General features: G+C 75.3%; 19 protein-coding genes and 1 pseudogene. 10 read left to right on the plus strand and 10 right to left on the minus strand.

Annotated elements, in window-relative coordinates:
• From ACYVJ4_RS16450 to ACYVJ4_RS16460, 3 genes and pseudogenes are all read left to right on the plus strand, one after another.
• Positions 1 to 274, plus strand: a pseudogene (locus tag ACYVJ4_RS16450) (hypothetical protein); the annotation flags it as partial.
• A 10-nt stretch (positions 275 to 284) separates the two neighbouring features.
• Positions 285 to 2,561, plus strand: coding sequence for a helicase-associated domain-containing protein (locus ACYVJ4_RS16455; RefSeq protein WP_460461215.1), 2,277 nt, complete (start codon positions 285 to 287; stop codon positions 2,559 to 2,561).
• A 78-nt stretch (positions 2,562 to 2,639) separates the two neighbouring features.
• A complete protein-coding gene (locus ACYVJ4_RS16460) occupies positions 2,640 to 3,413 on the plus strand; it encodes a DUF4190 domain-containing protein (protein WP_460461216.1) in 774 nt (257 codons plus the stop codon).
• Between the two features lie 26 nt (positions 3,414 to 3,439).
• Here ACYVJ4_RS16460 and ACYVJ4_RS16465 read toward each other — a convergent pair whose 3' ends face one another.
• On the minus strand, positions 3,440 to 3,871 hold the full coding sequence (locus ACYVJ4_RS16465) for a VOC family protein (RefSeq protein WP_460461217.1): 432 nt from the start codon (positions 3,869 to 3,871) through the stop codon (positions 3,440 to 3,442).
• 66 nt (positions 3,872 to 3,937) lie between these two features.
• Here ACYVJ4_RS16465 and ACYVJ4_RS16470 point away from each other — a divergent pair, with 66 nt between their 5' ends.
• From ACYVJ4_RS16470 to ACYVJ4_RS16495, 6 genes are all read left to right on the plus strand, one after another.
• Positions 3,938 to 5,602 carry a DNA repair helicase XPB gene (locus ACYVJ4_RS16470; protein ID WP_460461218.1) on the plus strand — a complete coding sequence of 555 codons (1,665 nt, stop codon included), beginning with the start codon at positions 3,938 to 3,940 and terminating at the stop codon, positions 5,600 to 5,602.
• A gap of 141 nt (positions 5,603 to 5,743) precedes the next feature.
• Positions 5,744 to 6,460, plus strand: a complete 717-nt coding sequence (locus ACYVJ4_RS16475; protein ID WP_460461219.1) for a response regulator transcription factor — start codon at positions 5,744 to 5,746, stop codon at positions 6,458 to 6,460.
• Positions 6,453 to 8,054 (plus strand): sensor histidine kinase, encoded by a 1,602-nt coding sequence (locus ACYVJ4_RS16480; RefSeq protein ID WP_460461220.1) that lies wholly within the window; start codon positions 6,453 to 6,455, stop codon positions 8,052 to 8,054. The genes ACYVJ4_RS16475 and ACYVJ4_RS16480 overlap by 8 nt, the downstream gene beginning before the upstream one ends.
• 45 nt (positions 8,055 to 8,099) lie before the next feature.
• Complete coding sequence (locus ACYVJ4_RS16485) at positions 8,100 to 9,485, plus strand: S1C family serine protease (RefSeq protein ID WP_460461221.1); 1,386 nt, start codon at positions 8,100 to 8,102, stop codon at positions 9,483 to 9,485.
• Between the two features lie 71 nt (positions 9,486 to 9,556).
• A complete protein-coding gene (locus tag ACYVJ4_RS16490) occupies positions 9,557 to 11,635 on the plus strand; it encodes a HelD family protein (protein ID WP_460461222.1) in 2,079 nt (692 codons plus the stop codon).
• Positions 11,636 to 11,677: 42 nt separating this feature from the next.
• Entirely contained in the window at positions 11,678 to 12,766 is a 1,089-nt protein-coding gene (locus ACYVJ4_RS16495; protein WP_460461223.1) for a PP2C family protein-serine/threonine phosphatase, read from the plus strand.
• Here the strand turns inward: ACYVJ4_RS16495 and ACYVJ4_RS16500 are convergent.
• The 8 genes from ACYVJ4_RS16500 to ACYVJ4_RS16535 all read right to left on the minus strand — a co-directional run bounded on the left by ACYVJ4_RS16500 (position 12,763) and on the right by ACYVJ4_RS16535 (position 21,510).
• Positions 12,763 to 13,449 carry an SRPBCC family protein gene (locus tag ACYVJ4_RS16500; protein WP_460461224.1) on the minus strand — a complete coding sequence of 229 codons (687 nt, stop codon included), beginning with the start codon at positions 13,447 to 13,449 and terminating at the stop codon, positions 12,763 to 12,765. The genes ACYVJ4_RS16495 and ACYVJ4_RS16500 overlap by 4 nt on opposite strands.
• A gap of 6 nt (positions 13,450 to 13,455) precedes the next feature.
• Positions 13,456 to 14,319 (minus strand): FAD binding domain-containing protein, encoded by an 864-nt coding sequence (locus ACYVJ4_RS16505; protein WP_460461225.1) that lies wholly within the window; start codon positions 14,317 to 14,319, stop codon positions 13,456 to 13,458.
• Positions 14,316 to 16,835: a xanthine dehydrogenase family protein molybdopterin-binding subunit gene (locus ACYVJ4_RS16510; RefSeq protein WP_460461226.1), complete on the minus strand. Its 2,520-nt coding sequence runs from the start codon at positions 16,833 to 16,835 to the stop codon at positions 14,316 to 14,318. The genes ACYVJ4_RS16505 and ACYVJ4_RS16510 overlap by 4 nt, the downstream gene beginning before the upstream one ends.
• Positions 16,832 to 17,299: a (2Fe-2S)-binding protein gene (locus ACYVJ4_RS16515; protein WP_460461227.1), complete on the minus strand. Its 468-nt coding sequence runs from the start codon at positions 17,297 to 17,299 to the stop codon at positions 16,832 to 16,834. Before ACYVJ4_RS16515 ends, ACYVJ4_RS16510 begins: the two co-directional genes overlap by 4 nt.
• A 145-nt stretch (positions 17,300 to 17,444) precedes the next feature.
• Positions 17,445 to 18,239, minus strand: coding sequence for an aldo/keto reductase (locus tag ACYVJ4_RS16520; protein WP_460461228.1), 795 nt, complete (start codon positions 18,237 to 18,239; stop codon positions 17,445 to 17,447).
• Between the two features lie 107 nt (positions 18,240 to 18,346).
• Positions 18,347 to 19,486, minus strand: a complete 1,140-nt coding sequence (locus ACYVJ4_RS16525; protein ID WP_460461229.1) for an XdhC family protein — start codon at positions 19,484 to 19,486, stop codon at positions 18,347 to 18,349.
• A complete protein-coding gene (locus tag ACYVJ4_RS16530; protein WP_460461230.1) occupies positions 19,479 to 20,618 on the minus strand; it encodes a vWA domain-containing protein in 1,140 nt (379 codons plus the stop codon). The genes ACYVJ4_RS16525 and ACYVJ4_RS16530 overlap by 8 nt, the downstream gene beginning before the upstream one ends.
• Positions 20,619 to 20,631: 13 nt before the next feature.
• Positions 20,632 to 21,510 (minus strand): AAA family ATPase, encoded by an 879-nt coding sequence (locus ACYVJ4_RS16535; RefSeq protein WP_460461231.1) that lies wholly within the window; start codon positions 21,508 to 21,510, stop codon positions 20,632 to 20,634.
• A 64-nt stretch (positions 21,511 to 21,574) separates the two neighbouring features.
• Between ACYVJ4_RS16535 and ACYVJ4_RS16540 the strand changes: the two genes are divergently transcribed.
• Positions 21,575 to 22,204: an HD domain-containing protein gene (locus tag ACYVJ4_RS16540; RefSeq protein ID WP_460461232.1), complete on the plus strand. Its 630-nt coding sequence runs from the start codon at positions 21,575 to 21,577 to the stop codon at positions 22,202 to 22,204.
• Here the strand turns inward: ACYVJ4_RS16540 and ACYVJ4_RS16545 are convergent.
• On the minus strand, positions 22,201 to 22,412 hold a 212-nt coding region (locus ACYVJ4_RS16545; RefSeq protein ID WP_460461233.1), incomplete at its 5' end, for a hypothetical protein. The two genes, ACYVJ4_RS16540 and ACYVJ4_RS16545, sit on opposite strands and share 4 nt — an antisense overlap.

The following is a 22,412-nucleotide window of genomic DNA, read 5'->3' on the forward strand; positions in this document are numbered from 1 at the left end:
GGCGGGCGGGCTCGGCCACTCCGTCGGCGCGGCGCTGGCGTTCACCGGGCTGCACCTCGCGGCGGTCGCGGGGGCGGCGAGCCCGCGGCTGCCGCGCTGGCTGCGCTGGACGGCGGTCGGCGCCCTCGCCGTGGCGCTGCCCGACCTGGCGTGGTTCCTGACCCACCTCGGCCACGACGGGCCCTGGTACGGCGGCAGCGAGAGAACCTTCGTGACGGTGCTGCTCGCCTGGTGCGTGGCGCTCGCGCTGCACCGTGCTCGACCACGCGCGTAGCGTGGTGCGGATGGCCACCCGACCGGCTGCACCGCGCAGCCTCGCCGACGAGCTGCGCACCTGGGACGACGCGCAGCTCGTCGCGCTGCTGCGCGCGCGGCCGGACCTCGTGGCCCCCGTGCCGAACGACCTGTCGTCGCTGGCCGCCCGTTCGACGACCCGCGCCAGCGTGCAGCGCGCGCTGGACGGCCTCGACACCTTCACGCTGCAGGTGGTCGACGTCCTGGCCGCGCTGCCCGACCCCACGAACCGCACCGACGTGGCCCGGCTGCTCGGCGTCCGGCCGACGGCGGTGGCGCCGGCCCTCGACCGGCTGCGCGCGCTCGCCCTGCTCTGGGGCCGCGACACCGCCCTGCGCCTGGTGCTGACGGTGCGCGACACGCTCGGCCCGTGGCCGGCCGGGCTCGGCCCGAGCGCTCCGGGGGCGCCGTCGTCCGAGCAGGTCGAGGCGTTGCTCGCCGAGGCGCCGGACGGCGTGAGCGCGGTGCTCGAGCGGCTGACCTGGGGACCGCCGGCCGGGGCGGTGCCGCGCGCCGACCGCCCGGTCTCGACCGAGACGGCTCGCTCGCCGGTCGAGTGGCTGCTCGCCCACCGGCTGCTCGCGGTGCTCGACCCGGACCACGTGGTGCTGCCGCGCGTGGTCGGCGACGCGCTGCGCGGCGGGCGCGTGCACGCCACCGTGCAGCCCGAGGCGCCCGCGGTGGCCTCGACCGAGCGGGCCGCGCGGCTGGTCGACGCGGCCGCGGGCTCGGCGGCGTCCGAGGTGCTGCGCTGGGTCGGCGAGCTCGGCGAGCTGTGGGGCATCACACCACCGCCGGTGCTGCGCTCGGGCGGGCTGGGGGTCCGCGAGCTGCGGCGCACGGCGCTCGAGCTCGACGTCCCGGACGAGACGGCCGCGGTCGTCGTCGAGGTGGCGTTCGCGGCCGGCCTGGTCGCGGACGACGGCCAGGTCGGTGCGAGCTGGGCGCCGACCCCGGCCTACGACGTCTGGACGGCGGACCCGCCCGCTGCCCGCTGGCGACGGCTCGCCCGGGCCTGGCTCACCTCGTCGCGCACCCCGGGACTGGTGGGCAGCAAGGACGAGCGCGGCACCCTGCGCAGCGCGCTGTCGGCCGAGGTCGACCGGCCGACGTCCGCGCTGGTGCGCCAGGCCGTGCTGCGCGAGCTGGCCGCCCTGCCTGCCGGCGCGGCACCGGACGTCGCGACGCTGCTCGACCGGCTGCGCTGGCTGCGGCCGCGGCGCACCGGCGGGCTGCACGACCAGCTGGTGCGCTGGGCGCTGGCCGAGGCCGAGCTGCTGGGCGTCACCGGCCGGGGGGCGCTGTCGAGCGCCGGGCGGGCCGCGTGGACCGCGCGCGAGGACGCCGACGTCGAGGACGCCGTGGCCCGGCTGCTGCCCGCGCCGGTCGACCACGTGCTCCTGCAGGCCGACCTCACCGCCGTGGCGCCCGGCCCGCTCGAGACCGGGCTCGGCCGGCTGATGCACCTCGCCGCCGAGGTCGAGTCGCGCGGGGGCGCCACGGTCTACCGCTTCACGCCGACGTCGGTGCGCCGCGCGCTCGACGCCGACTGGACGGCGGACCAGCTGCTCGGCGAGCTCGCGACGTCCAGCCGCACGCCCGTGCCGCAGCCCCTGGACTACCTGGTGCGCGACGTCTCGCGCCGCCACGGGCGGGTGCGCGTCGGTGCGGTGTCGTCGTACGTGCGCAGCGACGACGAGAGCGTGCTGCGCGAGCTGCTGGCCGACCGGCGGGCCGCGTCGCTGCGGCTGCGGGCCCTGGCGCCGACGGTGCTCGCGTCGCAGTCCGACCCGGCCACGGTGCTGCAGGTGCTGCGCGAGACCGGGTTGGCGCCCGCGGCGGAGTCGTCGTCCGGCGAGGTGGTGGTGCGACGTCCGGACACCCGGCGCACGCCGCCGCGCCAGCCGCCCGCGCCGACCCGGGGCGAGACGGTTCCGCCCGCCGACCCGCTGCTGGAGGCCGTCGCCAAGGCGCTGCGGACGGCGGTCGAGCCCGAGCGCCCGCCGGCGGAGGTGGGTGGTCCGCGCCTGGTGCCGACCGAGCCCGCCACGACGCTCGCCACCCTGCGCGAGGCGGTGGCCGGGCGCGAGCGGGTCTGGATCGGGTACGCGGACGGCAACGGCCGGGTCGAGCGCCGGGTGGTCGAGCCGCTGTCGGTCGAGGGCGGTCGGGTGACGGCCTTCGACCACGCGAGCGACGAGGTGCGGACGTTCTCGGTGCACCGCGTCACCGGCGTCGCGCGGGCGGCGACGACGTCCGACGGCTGAGCCACGGCGGCGTGGGCTCGATAAGGTGCCGCTGAGGACGCCGGCGCTCGCCGGCCCGCTGCCGACGAGGGGACCGCCGTGCCTGACGACACCGCTCCGGACGCCGACCGCCCGCAGGGCTCGGACGCCGAGAGCGCCGACGAGCAGACCCAGGCCGTCGGCGGCGAGCCGACGCGCGCGCTGCCCGAGGAGCCGGCGCCGCCGGTGCTGAACCCGTGGTCGAACCCGGCCGAGCCGCCGGCCGCGTCCGCGCCGCCGGCCGCGGCGTCCGGCCAGGACACCCCGCCCCCGCCGCCGAGCAACCCCTACGTGCAGCCGGCCCAGACGTATGGCCAGCCTCCGCAGCCGACCTACGGCACGCCGCCGCCGGGCTACGGCCAGCCGCCGGCCGCCCCGGGGTACGGGCAGCAGCAGCCGCCGCCGCAGCCGCCGTACGGCGGGTACGGCGCCCCGCCCCCGCCGCCCGGCTACGGCGCGCACCCGGGTCAGCCGGGTCAGCCGGGTCAGCCGATGCAGTACGGCGGGCCGCCGCCCGGCTACTACGGCCCGACGACGTCCGGCCGTGCCACGGCCGTGCTCATCTGCGGCATCGCCTCGCTGGTGCTGCTGTTCTCGTGCATCGGGTTCATCCCCGCGATCGTGGCGCTGGTGCTGGCGCGCGGGGCGCAGCGCGAGATCGACGCGTCCGGCGGCCGGCTGCTCGGCGAGGGCCAGCTGCGGGCCGGCCGGATCTGCTCGTGGATCACGATCGGCATCTCGGCGCTCGCGCTCGTCGGCTTCATCATCTTCATCGTGATCGGCGTCGCGACCGGCGGCTTCGACTCGAGCACCACCTACGACGGCGGCTACTGACCGCTCCCCCGGTCCGGCGCCAGCGATCAGGTGAGGCAGAACTCGTTGCCCTCGACGTCCTGCATCACCATGAAGTGCCGGCCCTCCTCGAACCGCCACTCGACCCGGCGCGCGCCCACACCCTCGAGCCGCTCGACCTCGGCCATCACGGCCGCGTCGCGCTCGTCGGGGGACGTCGTCGGGTCGCTGACCCGGACGTCGAGGTGCAGCCGGTTCTTCACCTGCTTGCCCTCGGGCACCTGCTGGAAGAACAGCCGCGGACCGGCGCCGTCCGGGTCGACGACGGCGTACTTGCTGTCGCGCTGGTCGGCCGGGACGCCCCAGGCGTCGAGCGCGGCCTCCCAGGTGTCGAACCCGGGTGGGGGCGGCTCGACGACGTAGCCGAGCGCGGAGACCCAGAAGTCGCCCACGGCGGCAGGCGAGGAGCAGTCGAACACGATCTGGACGGTGCGTGCCATGCCGACCACCCTGGCACTGCCCACCGACAGGCGGCACCTGTCGGCACCGTTTGAGAGAATGGTCCGGTGAACGCCCCCGACGGTCCGCTCATCGTGCAGAGCGACAAGACGCTGCTGCTCGAGGTCGACCACGCCGACGCCGACGCCTGCCGCAAGGCGATCGCGCCGTTCGCCGAGCTCGAGCGCGCGCCCGAGCACGTGCACACCTACCGGCTCACGCCGCTGGGGCTGTGGAACGCGCGCGCCGCCGGCCACGACGCCGAGCAGGTCGTCGACACGCTGCTCACCTACTCGCGCTACCCGGTGCCGCACGCGCTGCTGGTCGACGTCGCCGAGACGATGGACCGCTTCGGCCGGCTGCGGCTCGAGAAGCACCCGACCCACGGGCTGGTGCTGCACGCGTCGGACGTCCCGGTGCTCGAGGAGGTGCTGCGCAGCAAGAAGGTGCAGCCGCTGGTCGGCAACCGGGTCGACACCGAGACGGTCGTCGTCCACCCGAGCGAGCGCGGGCACCTCAAGCAGGTGCTGCTCAAGCTGGGCTGGCCGGCCGAGGACCTCGCCGGTTACGTCGACGGCGAGGCGCACCCGATCGCGCTCGACCAGTCCGACTGGCACCTGCGCCCGTACCAGACCGAGGCGGTCGACGGCTTCTGGCACGGCGGCTCGGGCGTCGTGGTGCTGCCCTGCGGCGCGGGCAAGACGCTGGTCGGCGCGGCCGCCATGGCCCGCGCGAGCGCCACCACGCTGATCCTCGTCACCAACACCGTGTCGGCCCGGCAGTGGCGCGAGGAGCTGCTGCGCCGCACGTCGCTCACCGAGGACGAGATCGGCGAGTACTCCGGCGCCCGCAAGGAGATCCGCCCGGTCACCATCGCGACCTACCAGGTGCTCACCGTGAAGCGGAAGGGCGTCTACCCGCACCTCGACCTGCTCGACGCGCGCGACTGGGGCCTGATCCTGTACGACGAGGTGCACCTGCTGCCCGCACCGATCTTCCGCATGACCGCCGACCTGCAGGCGCGCCGCCGACTCGGCCTGACCGCCACCCTGGTGCGCGAGGACGGCCGCGAGGGCGACGTCTTCAGCCTGATCGGCCCCAAGCGCTACGACGCGCCGTGGAAGGACATCGAGGCGCAGGGCTACATCGCGCCCGCCGACTGCGTCGAGGTCCGGGTCACGCTGCCGGACGCCGAGCGGCTGGCCTACGCGACCGCGGAGCCCGACGTCCGGTACCGGCTGGCGGCGTCCAGCGACGTCAAGACGAAGGTGGTCGAGCACCTGGTCGCCCAGCACCGCGGCGAGCCCACGCTGGTCATCGGCCAGTACCTCGACCAGCTCGACGAGCTCGGCGAGCACCTGGACGCGCCGGTCATCAAGGGCGAGACCACGGTGACCGAGCGGCAGCGGTTGTTCGAGGCGTTCCGCACCGGCGAGATCGGGCTGCTCGTCGTGAGCAAGGTGGCGAACTTCTCGATCGACCTGCCCGAGGCCAGCGTCGCGATCCAGGTGTCCGGCAGCTTCGGGTCGCGGCAGGAGGAGGCCCAGCGCCTCGGCCGCGTGCTGCGCCCCAAGGGCGACGGCCGGGCCGCCCGGTTCTACACGGTCGTCGCGCGCGACACCGTCGACGCCGACTTCGCCGCGCACCGCCAGCGCTTCTTGGCCGAGCAGGGCTACGCCTACCGGATCGTCGACGCCTCCGACGTCCTGGCCGGCACCGCCGACACCGACTAGCCGCACCTTGGTGGAGAAGTGCGGTCCAGCGACGGTCTGGGACGCCACTCCTCGACCAAGGTGCGGCGCGAACGTGGAGCCGTCGTCCAGGCAACTCCCAGGAACGCGCGCCATACTCGACGGCGAGAGAGGTGGTGGCGCATGCCCGCGACGAAGAACCCCGAGGCCCGGCTGCTGGTGGTCGAGGACGAGCCGAACATCCGTGAGCTGCTCTCGACGTCCCTGCGCTTCGCGGGCTTCGAGGTGCACACGGCCGGGGACGGCGCGAGCGCGCTGAAGCTCGCCGAGCAGGCCAAGCCCGACCTGCTGGTGCTCGACGTCATGCTCCCCGACATGGACGGGTTCGCCGTCACCCGCCGGCTGCGCGACCAGGGACGGCGCATGCCGGTCGTCTTCCTGACCGCCCGCGACGACACGCACGACAAGGTCACCGGCCTCACGGTGGGCGGCGACGACTACGTCACCAAGCCGTTCAGCCTCGAGGAGGTCGTGGCCCGCATCCGCGCCGTGCTGCGCCGGACGTCGGGTGGCGGGGTCGACGACGGGGCGCGCCTGGAGTTCGCCGACCTCGAGATGGACGAGGACTCGCACGAGGTGCGGCGCGGCGGCCGGCTGGTCGAGCTGTCCCCCACCGAGTTCAAGCTGCTGCGCTACCTCATGCTCAACCCCAACCGCGTGCTGTCGAAGTCGCAGATCCTCGACCACGTCTGGGACTACGACTTCCGCGGCGAGTCCGGCATCGTCGAGTCCTACATCTCCTACCTGCGGCGCAAGATCGACGCCGACACCGAGGAGCCCCTCATCCACACCAAGCGAGGCGTCGGCTACGTCCTGCGCCTGCCCCCGCAGCGTGGCTGAGCGCCTGCGGCTGGCCGCCGTCCGCCGCCGCGCCGCGCAGGTCTCGCTGCGCGACCGGCTGGTGGCCGTGGTGGTCGTCGTCTCGCTCGCCGCCCTCACCGTCACCGCCGCGGTGGCCGTCACGCTGCTGCGCCGCGAGCTGGTCAGCAAGGTCGACGACCAGATCGTCGCCACGCAGCGCGCCTTCGTCCGCAGCCCGGACGGCGGGCAGGACGACTCCCCGCCCGCGCCGCGCGGCCTGCCGACGTCCACCTTCGGGATCGTCGTCTTCGACTCCGGCGTCAGCCAGCCGCTGGGGCGCCAGGTCGGCAGCACCACGCCCGACCTCGACGCCATCACCACCCGCGCCGTCGAGGCGCACGACGGGCACCCGTTCACCGTGGGCGCGTCCACCGGCGACGGCCGCTGGCGCGTGGTCGCCGTGCGCATCACCGACACCTCCGGGCTCGGCGACGGCACGCTCGTCATCGGCCAGAGCCTCACGGACGTCGACGACACCATCGGGCAGATGATCACGGTGCTCGTGGTCGTCGGGCTCGCCGTGCTCGCGCTGGTCGCGCTGCTGGGCTGGCTCGTCGTCCGGCAGGCGCTGCGCCCGCTGCGGCAGGTCGAGGACGTCGCCGGCAAGATCGCCGCGGGCGACCTCACCCAACGCGTCCCCGAACACCCGCGCTCGACCGAGGTCGGGCGGCTGTCGGCCTCGCTCAACGCCATGCTCGCCCAGATCGAGCAGGCGTTCGCCATCAGCACGGCGTCCGAGGAGCGCATGCGGCGGTTCGTGTCGGACGCGAGCCACGAGCTGCGCACCCCGCTGGCCGCCGTCCGCGGCTACGCCGAGCTCTACCGCCAGGGCGCGGTGAGCGAGCCCGAGGCGCTGGCCGGCACCATGCGCCGGATCGAGGACGAGGCGGCCCGCATGGGCGGTCTCGTCGACGACCTGCTCACCCTCGCCCGGCTCGACGAGCAGCGCGCCGAGCGCCGCTCGCCCGTCGACCTGACCGTGGTCGCGGTCGACGCGGTGCAGGACGCCCGCGTGCTCGACCCCGCTCGCGAGGTCGCGCTCACCGGTCGGGGCGGCCCGCTCGGCCCCACGGTCGTGCTCGGCGACGAGGCCCGGATGCGCCAGGTGCTGACCAACCTGGTCGCCAACGCGCTGCGGCACACCCCGCCGGGCAGCCCCGTGGAGGTGGCCGTCGGCACGGACGACGACGGGTTCGGCGTCCTCGAGGTGCGCGACCACGGCCCCGGCATCGCCCCCGAGCAGGCGCGCAAGGTGTTCGAGCGGTTCTTCCGCGCCGACGCCTCGCGCCAGCGCGCGTCCGGCGGCTCCGGCCTCGGCCTGGCCATCGTGGCCGCCATCGTCGGCGCGCACGGCGGCCAGGTCGGCATCACCGAGACCGCCGGCGGCGGCGCGACGTTCGCGGTGCGGATCCCCCTCGCCGCGCAGCCGGCCGAGCTCGCGGACGACCTGCCCGAGCACGACGCCGACGACCTGGACGACGACGCGGAGGACGACCCCACCGACAGCGCCACCGACGCGCCCGCATTCACAGAGGGCTCCCAGGAAGGCTCCAGCGTCCGGCCAACTCGCTGAGGTCTGCTGGTCCTACCCCAAGGACCGACCCGAGGTGAGACGGACATGTCGCAGACGACAGAGCAGCACCCGACCGCGCAGCACCCGCAGACCGGCACGTCGACCGAGCCGACCATCCAGTGGTACGGGCCCGGCGCCGCCGACCACACCCAGCCCCTGGAGCCCGCGGCCCCGGTGGGCCCGCCGTCCGGGCCGCTCGGCCCCACCGGTGACGAGCCGCAGCGCCCGGCGCGCGGCCGCCGTCGCTGGGTGGACGTCGCCGTGGCCGCCGTGGTCGCCGCCGTCGTCGCGGGCGGGACGACGGGCGCGGTGGTCGCCAGCACCCACGACAACGGCGCCGCGACCTCGAGCACCAGCTCGTCCGGCACGGGCGGCGGCAGCCCCGCCGCCGGCACCGGCGCGGGACCGGTCAGCCAGTCGGCCGGCCAGGCCGTCGACTGGTCCAAGGTCGCCACGGCGGTCGAGCCGAGCGTCGTCGCCATCTCGACGCAGTCGCAGTTCGAGAGCGCCGAGGGCTCGGGCGTCGTCCTGGACGACAAGGGCCGCGTGCTGACGAACAACCACGTGGTCAGCGGCGTCGCGCAGGGCGGCACCTTGACCGTGACCCTCTCGGACGGCCGCAGCTACGAGGCGACCATCGTCGGCACCGACCCCTCGACCGACCTGGCCGTGATCCAGATGAAGGGCGCGACCGACCTGACGCCGGCCACGCTCGGCGACTCGGACTCGGTCGCGGTGGGCGCCCCCGTGATGGCGGTCGGCAACCCGCTCGGCCTGGCCGGCACGGTGACCACCGGCATCGTCAGCGCGCTCGACCGCCCCGTGACGACGGCCAACGAGGAGACCCCCACCCAGGGCAGCCCGTTCGGCCAGGGCCAGCAGCCGGGGACGCAGAGCGGCTCGTCTGGCGACGGCACCGTGGTGACGAACGCGATCCAGACCGACGCGGCCGTCAACCCCGGCAACTCCGGCGGCGCCCTGGTCGACGACACCGGCCGGGTGGTCGGCATCCCGTCGTCCATCGCCTCGCTGGGCCAGTCGTCGTCCAGCTCGCAGTCCGGCAGCATCGGCCTCGGCTTCTCGATCCCGATCAACGAGGCCAAGTCGATCGCCGACCAGCTGATCGCCGACGGCAAGGCCGAGCACCCGTTCCTGGGCGTGAGCCTGAAGGACGGCACCGTCGCCCAAGGCGCGGCGCAGCGCAACGCCGCCCTGCTCGCCGCGGTCACCAGCGGCAGCCCGGCCGCCAGCGCGGGGCTCAAGACCGGTGACGCCGTGATCGCCGTCGACGGCGAGTCGGTCAACAGCTCGGAGTCGCTCGTGGCCCAGATCCGCGAGCGCCAGGTCGGCAGCACGGTGAAGCTGACGATCGTCCGCTCGGGCAAGCAGCTCGAGGTGACGGCCACCCTCACCAAGCAGGCCTCCAGCTGACCCCGCCGCACACGACGCCGGGGCCGAAAACCCTTCGGCGGCGGCGTCGTGCCGGAGTAACGTCGCCCCTCGTGCCTGCTGCTGATCACGACGACACAGACCCCCTCGCAGCCGAGCAGAACTACCTCACCAAGGCCCGCGCCGACCTGGCGCGGATGCGCGAGCGCACCCTGTCGCTCGAGGTGCAGGGCGGCGACCGGATCTCGACCGAGTTCCTCGCCGCGACGCTCTACCACCGCGCCGCCTCGCTGGTCGACGACCCGACGTCCACGCTGTTCTTCGGCCGCATCGACACCGACGGCACGGACCCGAGCGCGACCGACGGCCGCCCCGAGCGCTGGTACGTCGGACGTCGGCACGTGGCCGACGAGTCCGGCGACCCGGTGGTGGTCGACTGGCGCGCCGACGTGTCGCGCGCGTTCTACCGGGCCAGCCGGGCCGAGCCGATGGGGCTGGTGCTGCGCCGCAGGTTCGGCGTCGACCACGGCCAGCTCACGGCCTACGAGGACGAGCACCTCACGGACCGCAGCGAGCAGGACCGCCGCAGCCAGATCCTGGCCGGCGAGATCGAGCGCCCGCGCGTGGGACCGATGCGCGACATCGTCGCCACCATCCAGCCCGAGCAGGACGCGATCGTGCGGGCGGACGTCGGCACCACCGTCTGCGTGCAGGGCGCGCCGGGCACCGGCAAGACCGCCGTGGGGCTGCACCGCGCGGCGTGGCTGCTGTACGCGTTCCGCGAGCGGCTGGCCCGCAGCGGCGTGCTCGTGGTCGGCCCGAACCGCGCGTTCCTCGAGCACGTCGGGTCGGTGCTGCCGGCGCTCGGCGAGATCGAGGTGGCGCACACGACGGTCGAGCAGCTGACGGCGACCGTCCCGGTGAAGGCGGTCGACCCGGCCGCGGTCGCGGCGCTGAAGGGCGACGCGCGGCTGGCCGAGGTCCTCTCGCGCGCGGTCTGGTCGCACGTGCGCACCCCCGACGACGCGCTCGTCGTGCCGCGCGGGTCGCGGCGGTGGCGGGTGCCGGCGCACGAGGTGCGCGACCTGGTCGACGAGCTGCGCTCGCGCGGCGTCCGGTACGGGGCGGCGCGCGCGATGCTGCCGCAGCGGCTCGCCCACGCGGTGCTGCTGCAGCTCGAGGCCGCGGGCGACTCCCCCGACGACCGCGTGCAGGACTCCGTGGCCCGCTCGCGCCCGGTCAAGGCGTACGCCGACGCCCTGTGGCCGCAGCTCGACCCGGTGCGCGTGGTCATGGCGCTGCTCTCGGACGCCGAGCTGCTGGCCGCGTGCGCCGACGGGGTGCTCACCGACGACGAGCAGCGCCTGCTGCTGTGGCCGACGCCCGCGCGCGGCCCGCGGTCGGCGCCCTGGACGGCGGCCGACGCCGTCCTCGTCGACGAGGTGGCCGACCTCGTGACGCGCACGCCGAGCCTGGGGCACGTGGTGCTGGACGAGGCGCAGGACCTCTCGCCGATGCAGCTGCGGGCCGTGGGCCGGCGCTGCTCGACCGGCTCGATGACGGTGCTGGGCGACATCGCGCAGGGCACCACCCCGTGGTCGACCCGCTCGTGGTCCGAGTCGCTGCACCACCTCGGCCAGGACGGCGCGCACGTCGAGGAGCTGACCCGGGGCTTCCGCGTGCCGTCGTCCGTGATCGACTTCGCGGCTGCGCTGCTGCCGCACATGGCCCCCGGCCTGGCCGCACCCGAGTCGGTGCGCGACGACCCCGGCACCCTCGACCTGGTCGCGGTCGACGACGCCGGTCTGGTCGACGCCGTCGTCGCCGCGACGCGCACCGCCCTGGACGTCGAGGGCTCGGTCGGCGTGGTGGTGGCCGACGCCGAGGTGCCCGCGGTCGCGCAGGCGTTCACCACGGCCGGGCTCGAGCACCTGCGGCTCGGCCGCGACGACGAGATCGACCGCGGCACGGCCGACCACGAGGACGGCGCGCACCGCCTGCACCTGGTGCCGGCCACGGTCGCCAAGGGCCTGGAGTTCGACCGCGTCGTCGTGGTCGAGCCGGCCGCGATCGCCGAGGCCGAGCCCGACGAGCGCACCGGGCTGCGCCGGCTCTACGTCGTCCTCACCCGGGCGGTGACCGGGCTGGCCGTCGTCCACGCGCGACCGTTGCCCGCTGCGCTGACCAGGTGAGACCGCCGTTGCGGACGGTGGTCGCTGTGGGACGCTGAGCGCGTGAGCGAGCGGCGGCGGGAGCGCGTGGCACGCAGCCTGGCAGCGGTGTGGCTGCTGGCCGTGCTGGTCGCCGTGCTCGTCGCGGGCCGCGAGCCCACCATCGTGCTGGCCGGGTTCTCGATCATGGCCCCGTTGATCGCGGCGGCGGCCGTGCCCGCGAACGGCACCGGTGCCTTCGGCGCCGCGGCGATCGCGCTGTCGGTGTTCGGCGGAGCCTGGACGTCGACCCTGGACTCGCCGCAGAGCACGATCCGCATCATCAACGTCGCGCTCGTGTCGGTGGCCGCCGTGGTCATCGCCGAGGTGCGCGAGCGGCGCGAGCGCCAGTACGCCCGGGTCGCCCGCATCGCCGAGGTCGCCCAGCGCACGATCCTGCCCGTCGTCCCGGCCGAGGTCGGGCCGGTGCGCACCGCCGCGCGCTACGTGGCCGCGGGCCAGGAGGCCCTGGTGGGCGGCGACCTGTTCGACTGCTTCCACACCTCGGGGCGCACGTTCTTCGTGGTCGGCGACGTGCGCGGCAAGGGCGTCGGCGCGGTCGAGCAGGCCGGCCGCGTCATCCGCGCGTTCCGCCAGGCCGCCGCTGCGAGCGCGGACCTCGCCGAGGTGGCCGCCGAGATGAGCCGGTACCTCGTGCCGTTCCTCGGCGAGGAGGACTTCGCGACCGCCGTCCTGGTCGCCGTCGACGAGCACGAGCTCACCCTCGTCAGCTGCGGCCACCCGCTGCCGCTGCTGATCGACACCCAGGGTCGCGGCGTGCTGCTCGAGTTGGCGCCGGGACTGCCGCTCGGGCTCGGCGACGTCTACCGCTCGACGTCCGTGCCCTGGACGCCGGGCACCCGGCTGCTGCTCTACACCGACGGGCTGAGCGAGGCGCGCGGCAGCAACGGCGAGTTCCTGCCGATCGCGCCGCTGGCCGGCCGGCTGGCCGCGGGCACGGTCGACGACGCGGTCGACGGCCTGCTGCGCACCGTCGTCCGGTACACGCACGGGCAGGTCGCCACCGACGACCTCGCCGTGCTCCTGCTCGAGAACACCGGCACGCGCGTGCCCGAGCCGGACCCGGGCGCCCACTTCCTGGTCGAGCGCTAGCCCCGGCGGACCAGCCAGACGACCAGCGCGACGGCGGCGGCCGCGACGACCAGGGGCGCGAGGCGCTTGAGCAGCACCGGTCCGACGACGCCACCCAGGTCCAGCTGCGGCGGCTCGGGCTCCTGCGGCGCGGGCGGCGCCACCGCTGGCGGAGCCGCGGCAACCGGTGCCGCCGCGGGGGTTGCGTCCGAAGGATTGGCCGCTATAGCAGCCGGTCCTTCGGACGCAGCGGGCTCGGGGACGTCGACCAGCCGGGTCGCGAGGCAGGCGGCGAACTGGTCGAGGAGCTTGCTGCCGACCTCCGAGATGACGCCGCGGCCGAACTGCGCGGGCCGGCCGGTGATCTTCAGGTCGGTGTCGACGACGACGCGCGTGCCGTCGCCCTCGGGCTCGAGGTGCGCGCGGATCGTCGCGCCCGCCGTCCCGTTGCCGCGCTTGTCCTTGCCCTGCGCCTCGATCACCGCGTGGTACGTGTCGGCGTCGCGCGACACCCAGGTGCCGCTGCCGCCGTACTGCAGCGCGATCGGCCCGAGCTTGACCTTGGCCGTCCCCTGGAAGGTGTCGCCCTCGACCGCCGTGATGACCGCGCCCGGCAGGCACGGCGCGATCCGCTCGATGTCGGTGAACGCCGCCCAGGCCTGCTCGACCCCGATCGGCACCGTGAACGTGTGCTGCAGCTCCACGCCGGGTCAGCCTCCCGCCGCGACGACCGCACGACCGGTGAGGACGCCGGCCAGGTGACGCCGGTACTCGGCGTCGGCGTTCGCGTCGGTGGGCGGGTTCGTGCCGTCACCCGCCGCCGCGCACGCCTGGCGCACGGCGTCGGACGTCGGCGCCTGGCCGACCAGCGCCTGCTCGACCGCTGCGGCCCGCACCGGCACCGAGCCCATGTTGGTGAGCGCGACCTTGGCCTCGGCGATGGACCCGTCCTCGACCCGCAGCGCCACCGCCGCCCCGACCATCGCCCACGCGTGCGAGATGCGGTTGAACTTCTGGTAGCTCGCGCGCCAGCCGGTGTGCTTCGGCACCCGCACCTGCACCAGCACCTCGTCCTCGCCGACCGCGGTGGTGAACAGGTCCTCGAAGAAGTCGGCAGCCGCGACCGTGCGCCGCGCCCCGCCCGCCCCCGCGATCACCATCTCGGCGTCGAGGGCGAGCGCGGGCGCCGGCAGGTCGCCCGCCGGGTCGGCGTGCACCAGCGCGCCGCCGAACGTGCCGCGGTGGCGCACCTGCGGGTCGGCGACGGTCTCGGTCGTCAGCGCGAGCAGCAGCGCGTGCTGGCGGACCAGCTCGCTCTTGACCACGGCGTCGTGCGTCACCATGGCGCCGATCACGAGCGCGTCGCCGTCGTCCCGGACGTCGGCCAGGTCGGGGATCCGGCCCAGGTCGACCACGACCTCGGGCGCCGCGAGCCGCATGCGCAGCACTGGAAGCAGGCTCTGCCCGCCGGCCAGCACCTTCACGTCCTTGCCGTCGGCCGCGGCCTGGCCGAGCAGCTGCACGGCCTCGTCGACCGAGGTGGGCGCGTGGTAGTCGAACGCCGCGGGGATCATGCCGGGCTCCCCTCGCCGGAGCCGCCGTCGGCGTCCTCGGCCCGGGTCGCGCTGGGCTCGACGCCGCCCGACTGCGCCGGTTCCTCCCAGTGCGGCGACGCCGCGGCCGGCTCGCCCGAGGCCCCGGCCGCGCCGTCCCGGATCGCGCGCCAGACCCGCTGCGGCGACAGCGGCATCTCGATCTCGCGGACGCCGAGGTGCCGCACCGCGTCGATGACCGCGTTGACCACGGCGGGCGTCGAGGCGATGGTGCCGGCCTCGCCGACTCCCTTGACCCCCAGCGGGTTGGTGGTCGACGGCGTCGTCGTCCGGTCGGTCGTGAACGTCGGCAGGTCGGCGGCCGTCGGCAGCAGGTAGTCGACGAAGGTGGCCGTCGTGAGCGTGCCCTGCTCGTCGTGCACGGCCTCCTCGTACAGCGCCTGCGCGATGCCCTGGGCGAGCCCGCCGTGCACCTGGCCCTCGACGATCATCGGGTTCACGACCTCGCCGATGTCGTCGACGCAGACGTAGGAGCGGATCTTCACCGCACCGGTCTCGGTGTCGACCTCGGTGGCGCACAGGTGGGTGCCGTGCGGGTACGAGAAGTTCTCGGGGTCGAACGTCGCGTCGGAGTCCAGCGTGGGCTCGACGCCGTCCGGCAGGTCGTGCGCCTGGAACACCGCGAACGCGATCTCGGCCATCGACTTGCCCTGGTCGGTGCCGCGCACGGTGAAGGTGCCGTTCGCGAACTCCAGGTCGTCGGCGCTGGCCTCGAGCAGGTGCGCCGCGATCGGGCGTGCCTTCTCGATCACCTTGTCGACCGTCTTGACCACCGCGATGCCGCCGACGACGAGCGAGCGCGAGCCGTAGGAGTCCAGCCCCTTGTGCGAGACCTGGGTGTCGCCGTGCAGCACCTCGACGTCGTCGAACCCGACGCCGAGCCGGTCGGCCACGATCTGGCTGAACGCCGTCTCGTGACCCTGCCCGTGCGGGCTGGTGCCGACGACGACCTCGACCTTGCCGGTGGGCAGCATCCGCACGGACGCCGACTCCCACCCGCCGCCGACGTAGCTCAGCGCGCCCAGGACGCGGGACGGCGCGAGGCCGCACATCTCGGTGAAGGTCGAGATGCCGATGCCGAGCTGCACCGGGTCGCCCGACGCGCGCCGCTCGGCCTGCTCGCGGCGCAGGCCGTCGTAGTCGAAGAGCTGCACGGCCTTGTCGGTCGCGGCCTCGTAGTTGCCCGAGTCGTACTCCAGGCCCGCCACCGTGGTGAACGGGAACTGGTCGTGGGTGATCCAGTTCTGCTTGCGCACCTCGAGCGGGTCGCGACCCAGCTCGACGGCCAGCTCGTCCATCATCCGCTCGATCGCGAACGTCGCCTCGGGCCGGCCGGCGCCGCGGTAGGCGTCGGTCCAGGTCTTGTTGGTGAAGACGTTGGTGCAGGTGAAGCGGTACGCCTCGAAGGTGTAGATCGCGTTGAACATGAACGCGCCCAGGATCGGCACGCCCGACGTCACCAGCCCGAGGTAGGCGCCCATGTCGGCCAGCAGGTCGACCTTCAGGCCGGTGACCTTGCCCTCCTTGGTGGCGGCCACGGTGATGCGCTGCACCTGGTCGCGGCCGTGGTGCGCGGTCAGGATCGACTCGGTGCGGGTCTCGGTGCTCTTGCAGGGCTTGCCCAGGCGGCGCGCGACCAGGAACGTCACGAGCTCCTCGGGCGTGAACTGCAGCTTGCCGCCGAAGCCCCCGCCGACGTCCGGCGCGATGACCCGGATCTTCGACTCGGGCACGCCGGTGACGAGCGCCAGGAAGATCCGCACGAAGTGCGGCACCTGCGTGGCGCTCCACATGACGATCTGCTCTCCGGTCGGGTCGACCACGACCGAGCGCGGCTCCATGAACGCCGGCACCAGCCGCTGCTGGCGGAAGCGCCGCTCGACCACGACGCCGTTCTCGCGCGCCGCGGCGATGGCGGCGTCGACGTCCGTGCCGGTGCCGGCCTCGGCCGAGTCGAACACCCAGGTGGCGCTCTTGTTGGTGCCGAGGTCGGGGTGGGCCAGGTCGGCGCCGTCGGCCAGCGCGGTCTCCATGTCGAGCACCGGGGGCAGCTCGGCGTAGTCGACGTCGACCAGCTCGGCGGCGTCGCGCGCCTCGCGGGCGCTCCGCGCCGCGACGACGGCCACGGCCTCGCCCGCGAACGCCACGTGGTCGACCGCGAGCGCCGGGTGCGGCGGCGCGACCATGTCGGGCGTGATCGGCCAGGCGTTGGGCAGGCTGCCCTGCTCGTCCTTCAGGTCGGCGCCGGTCAGCACGGCCACGACCCCGGACGACGCCTTGGCCGCCGCGGTGTCGATCCCGGTGATGGTGGCGTGGGCGAAGGGGCTGCGCACGTAGGCCAGGTGGAGCATGCCGGGCAGCGTGATGTTGTCGGTCCAGCGGGTGCGGCCGGTGATGAGCCGCGCGTCCTCCTTGCGGCGGCGGGCGCGGCCGAGCTCGCGCTCCTCGGCCTCCGGCCGGTCGTCGACGGCGGTCATCGTGCACCGCCCGCGGCCGCGGCCTGCACGGCCTTGACGATGTTCTGGTACCCGGTGCAGCGGCACAGGTTGCCCTCGATGCCGTGCCGGATCTCGTCCTCGGTCGGGTCGGGGTTCTCGGCGAGCAGCGCGCAGGACGCCATGATCATGCCCGGCGTGCAGAACCCGCACTGCAGGGCGTGGTGCTCGTGGAACGCCCGCTGCACCGGGTGCAGCTCGTCGCCGTCGGCGAGGCCCTCGATGGTGGTGACCTCGTGCCCGTCGGCCTGGACGGCGAGCACCGAGCAGGACTTCACGCTCGTGCCGTCGAGATGGACGGTGCAGGCGCCGCAGTTGCTGGTGTCGCAGCCGATCACCGTCCCGGTCTTGCCGAGCGTCTCGCGCAGGTACTGCACCAGCAGCATCCGCGGTTCGACCTCGTCGGTGTACTGCGTTCCGTCGACGCTGACGGTGATCCGGGTCATGCGGCCTCCAGGGGCGAGCGCGCGAACCTGCGGTGAGGTGCATCACACCCCGCGGGGGCGGCAGCGCGCAAGAGCCCGGACGACGAGTGGCGCGGTCGGTCCGCCGAGCGGTGCGCCCAGGCCCCCGCAGAACCGGAGGTATCGCTCAGCCGGCGCGGCGCCCCGCGACCGCCGCCAGCCGCCCGGGCAGAAGCGCCGCCACCTGCCGCACCTGCTCCTCGCAGGTCGGGTCGACGACGACGTGGTCGACGCCGTCGAGCAGGTACTGCTGGCAGGTGGCCATCGGCGCCGCGCCCTGGCGTGGCCACACCGGCAGCGGCCGCGTGCCGATGGTGCTGACGCCCTCGCGGTGCGCCTGCCGCACCAGGTCCGGGGCCCCGGCGTCGCGGCGCAGCAGCAGCTCGCACGGCACCTGCAGCACCGAGAACCGGTGGTCGCGCCGCACCTCGCGGGCCAGTCCCACCAGCCGGGCCAGGTCGAACGGCGTGCCGGCGGGACGCGTGGTCGAGACGCCGTACGCGCCGAGCTCGCCGTGGTCGGCCAGCTGCTCGCACGCGACGAAGGCCTGCTGCACCAGGTGGGCGCTGGTCGCCGGGTGGTGGCCGCGGGTGACGAGCTGCTCGAGGTCGTCGAGCAGCAGGACGTCGACCCGGTCGCGCCGCAGCCGGGCCGCCGCCACGCGCACGCGGCGGGCGAGCTCGCCGGGGTCGAGCAGCGACGTCGTCGTGACGACCGCGACGTCGCCCAGCCGGCGGGCCAGCGCCCGCCCGACGACGTCCTCGACGTGCGGGCTGCTGGTGGAGGAGCCGCCGGCGCCGGCGACGTCCAGCAGCGTGCAGCCGTGGTCGAGCGCGGTCTCGAGCGCGCGCACCTGCTCGGGCGAGCCCGTCCAGCGGTGCGTGCCGAACCCGACCGCCGATGCTCCTGCCAGACCGCCCACGACCCACCCCTCCCGGTGGGGCAGCCCGACGACCGCCCGCACCAGAACCGAGCCGTCCCCCCACCCCGCTGATACACCCCTGCCCCGACCTCGGGTGGCGGCCGGGGTCAGGTGACGGGGTCGGTGTGGTGGATCGGGCCGTCGAGCTCGCCGAGCCGCTGCCCGCGCCCGCCCCAGCGCAGCTGGATGATCTCGGCCGCCACCGAGACGGCGGTCTCCTCGGGCGTGCGCGCGCCCAGGTCGAGCCCGATCGGCGAGCTGAGCCGGGCCAGCTCGGCCTCCGTTAGCCCGGCCTCGCGCAGCCGGTCGAGCCGGTCGTCGTGCGTGCGCCGCGACCCCATGGCGCCCACGTAGGCGACGTCGAGCCGCAGCGCGACCTCCAGCACCGGGACGTCGAACTTCGGGTCGTGCGTCAGCACCGCCAGCACCGACCGCTCGTCGACCCGGCCGGCGTCGACCTCGGCCTGCAGGTACTGGTGCGGCCACTGCACGACGACGTCGTCGGCGTCCGGGAACCGCGAGCGCGTCGCGAAGACGGGCCGGGCGTCGCACACCGTCACGTGGTAGCCGAGGAACGAGCCGACCCGGGCCACCGCCGCCGCGAAGTCGATCGCGCCGAAGACGAGCATCCGCGGCTTGGGCGCGAACGACGACACGAAGACCCGCATGCCCTCGCCGCGCCGCTCGCCGTCCGGCCCGTAGGTCAGGGTCTCGGTGCGGCCAGCCGCGAGCAGCCCGCGCGCGTCGTCCGCGACGGCGTCGGTGGCGCGGGCCGAGCCCAGCGAGCCGGCCACCGGCTCGCCGTCGTGCTCGGGCCGGACGACGAGCCGTCGTCCGCGCACGGCCGGGTCGGGGTGCTCGATCACGGTGCAGACCGCCACCGGCCGGCCCGCCGCGACGTCGGCCGCGACCTGCTCGAGCTCGGGGAACGTCTCGCGGTCGACCTTCTCGACGTAGACGTCCAGGATCCCGCCGCAGGTCAGCCCGACCGCGAAGGCGTCGTCGTCGCTGACGCCGTAGCGCTGCAGCACCGGGGCGCCGTCGGCCACCACGGACTGCGCCAGCTCGTAGACCGCGCCCTCGACGCAGCCGCCGCTCACGCTGCCCACGGCCGAGCCGTCCGGTCCGACCAGCATCGACGCCCCCGCCGGCCGCGGCGCCGAGCGCCAGGTGGCCACCACGGTGCTGACGCCGGTGCTGCGCCCCTCGCGCCACCACTGCAGCAGCGGCTCCATGACCTCACGCACGGGCGACCACCTCCAGCAGCTCGGCGTAGGACGAGACCGTGTGGCCCGCCACGAGGGCGTCAACGTACGGCAGGGCCGCGACGATGCCCGACTGCACCGGCTCGTAACCGACCTTGCCGCGGTGCGGGTTCAGCCAGACCACCCGGTGCGCCAGCCGCTGCAGCCGCTGCACCTGCTCGGCGAGCAGCGCCGGGTCGCCGCGCTCCCAGCCGTCCGAGCAGATCACCACGACCGCGCCGCGGGCCACGCCGCGCTGGCCCCAGCGGTCGACGAACGCGCGCAGCGTCTCGCCCAGCCGGGTGCCGCCGGACCAGTCCGGCACCTGCTCGCCGGCCGCGCGCAGCGCCAGCTCGACGTCGCGGTTGGCGAACGCCGGCGTCACCCGGGTCAGCCGCGTGCCGACCGTGAACACCTCGACCCGCGCCCGCCCCCCGGGCTGCCCGGCCGGCCCGCGCGCGGGCGCCCGGCTCGCGGCGTGCGCCACCCGCAGCAGGACGTCGGAGTACGGCGCCATCGACCCCGAGACGTCGACCAGCCAGACCTCGCGGCGCGGACGACGGGTCGCCCGCCGGTAGCGCAGCGGCCCTGGCTCGCCGCCGCGGCGCAGCTCCTCGCGCAGGGTGCGCCGCACGTCGAGCTCGCCCCGGTGGGAGGGCCTGCGCCGCGACGAGCGCCGCAGCGGACGCCGGACGACGAGCTCGGCCAGCAGCCGGTGCACCTGCTCGCGGGCCGCGGCGTCCAGCTCGGCGACGTCGCGGTGGCGCAGCACCTCGGTGGCGCTCGCGGAGGCCGCCAGCCGCTCGACGTCCTGGTCGCCCTCGCCCTGCGGCGCGGTGCCGTCGTCCAGGTCGGCCATCGTGCCCACCTGCACCGGCGGCTGCCCCCGGCGCGGCACCTGGTGCACGACCGCCCCGCCGAACCAGTCGGCGAACGCCAGGTCGTAGACCCGCAGGTGGTCGGGGTCGCTGCACAGCGTGGCGCGGCCGGCCCAGTAGACGCCCGCGCGCTGGCCCGCCCCCACCTCGGCCGCCGCGACGAGGAAGGACGCCGTGCGGTCGGGCGTCACGGGCACGCCGCCGGCGCGCACGGCGCGGGCGAACCCGGCCAGCACCTCGACGACGTCGTCGGCCACCGTGCGGACCGCCTCAGCCCGCGAGCAGCCGGTCGAGCCCCTCGCGCACGCGGTCGGCGTCCTCGCGGTACTTCAGCACCGCGCCCAGCGTGGTCGCCGCGACCTCGGTGTCGAGCTCGCGGGCGCCCAGCTCGACCAGGCAGCGAGCCCAGTCCAGCGACTCGGCGACGCCGGGCGGCTTGAGCAGGCCGAGGGTGCGCAGCCGCTGGCTGGCCGAGGCGACCTGCTCGGCCAGGCGCGGCGGGACGTCGGGCAGCCGGGTGCGCAGGATCTCGACCTCGCGGGCGAGCGAGGGGTGCTCGACCCAGTGGTAGAGGCAGCGGCGCTTGAGGGCGTCGTGCACCTCGCGGGTGCGGTTGCTCGTGAGCACGACCAGCGGCGGCTCGACCGCGGTGACCGTGCCGAGCTCGGGGATGGTGACGGCCCAGGTCGAGAGCACCTCGAGCAGGAAGGCCTCGAACTCGTCGTCCGCGCGGTCGACCTCGTCGACGAGCAGCACGGACGGCGCCGTGCGCAGCGCCTGCAGCACGGGCCGGGCGAGCAGGAACCGCTCGTCGAACAGCGAGCGCTCGGCCGCCTCGACGTCGAGCGCCTGGTCGCCGCGCGTGGCCTCGAGCGCGCGCAGGTGCAGCACCTGGCGGGTGACGTCCCAGTCGTAGAGCGCCTGGCTGGCGTCGATGCCCTCGTAGCACTGCAGCCGCACCAGCGGCGCGCCGCTGGCCTGCGCCAGCGCCTCGGCCAGGGCGGTCTTCCCGGTGCCCGGCTCGCCCTCCAGCAGCAGGGGGCGGTGCAGGCGGCCGGCCAGCCAGGCGACCGTGGCCAGGCCGTCGTCCGGCAGGTAACCGGTGGCCCGCAGCGCCTCGCCGAGGGCCTGCGCGGAGGAGGCGCTCATGGCGACAGCATCGCACGCGCGGCGCAGCCGCACCGGGGCGTGCGGCCACGGCAGGATGGGACGCATGGAGCTGCTCGGTGGATGGGTCCGTCACACGCGCCGGCTGGCGCCCGGGGTCGACCGCGCCGACCTCGAGGCCGCCGGGCTCGAGCTGCTCTCGCGGTACGCCGAGCCGCACCGGGCGTACCACGACCAGCGCCACCTGGGCGAGGTCGTGGCGGCGGTGGCGCTGCTCGCCGAGCACGCGCGCGACCTGTCGGCCGTCATGCTCGCCGCCTGGTGGCACGACGCGGTCTACGAGATCGGCGCCGACGACAACGAGGAGGCCAGCGCCCGCCTGGCCATGACCACCCTCGGCGGCTGGGACGTCGACCCCGACCGCGCCCTGAAGGTGGCCGACCTGGTGCGGCTTACCGCCTCCCACGACCCCGCGGCGCACGACGCCGACGGCATGGTGCTCAGCGACGCCGACCTCGCCGTCCTGGCCAGCCCGCCGAACCGCTACGCGACGTACGTCTCCGACGTCCGGCACGAGTACGCCGCGGTGCCGGACGACGCGTGGCGCGCCGGGCGGGCCGCCGTCCTGGAGGGGCTGCTGGCACCCGACCGGCTGTACCGGACGCCGTCGGCGCACGAGCGCTGGGAGGCCGCCGCGCGCGCCAACGTCGAGGCCGAGCTGCGCTCCCTGCGCTAGCCCGGACGCCGCTGCAGCAGCCGCTCGACCAGCGGCCACCACGGCGCGACGGCCGGCAGGTCGCGGGCCTGCTCGGCCGGCGTCCAGACGGCACCGGTCGGCGCGGCCGCGACCTGGTGGAGCGCGACGTACGACCGCGTGCCGTCGGCCGGCTGCCGGCGCAGGTGGCCGACCGCGCGGCCGGCGTCGGGCGGCACCTCGGGCAGCG

This window comes from Angustibacter peucedani (genome assembly GCF_054779595.1).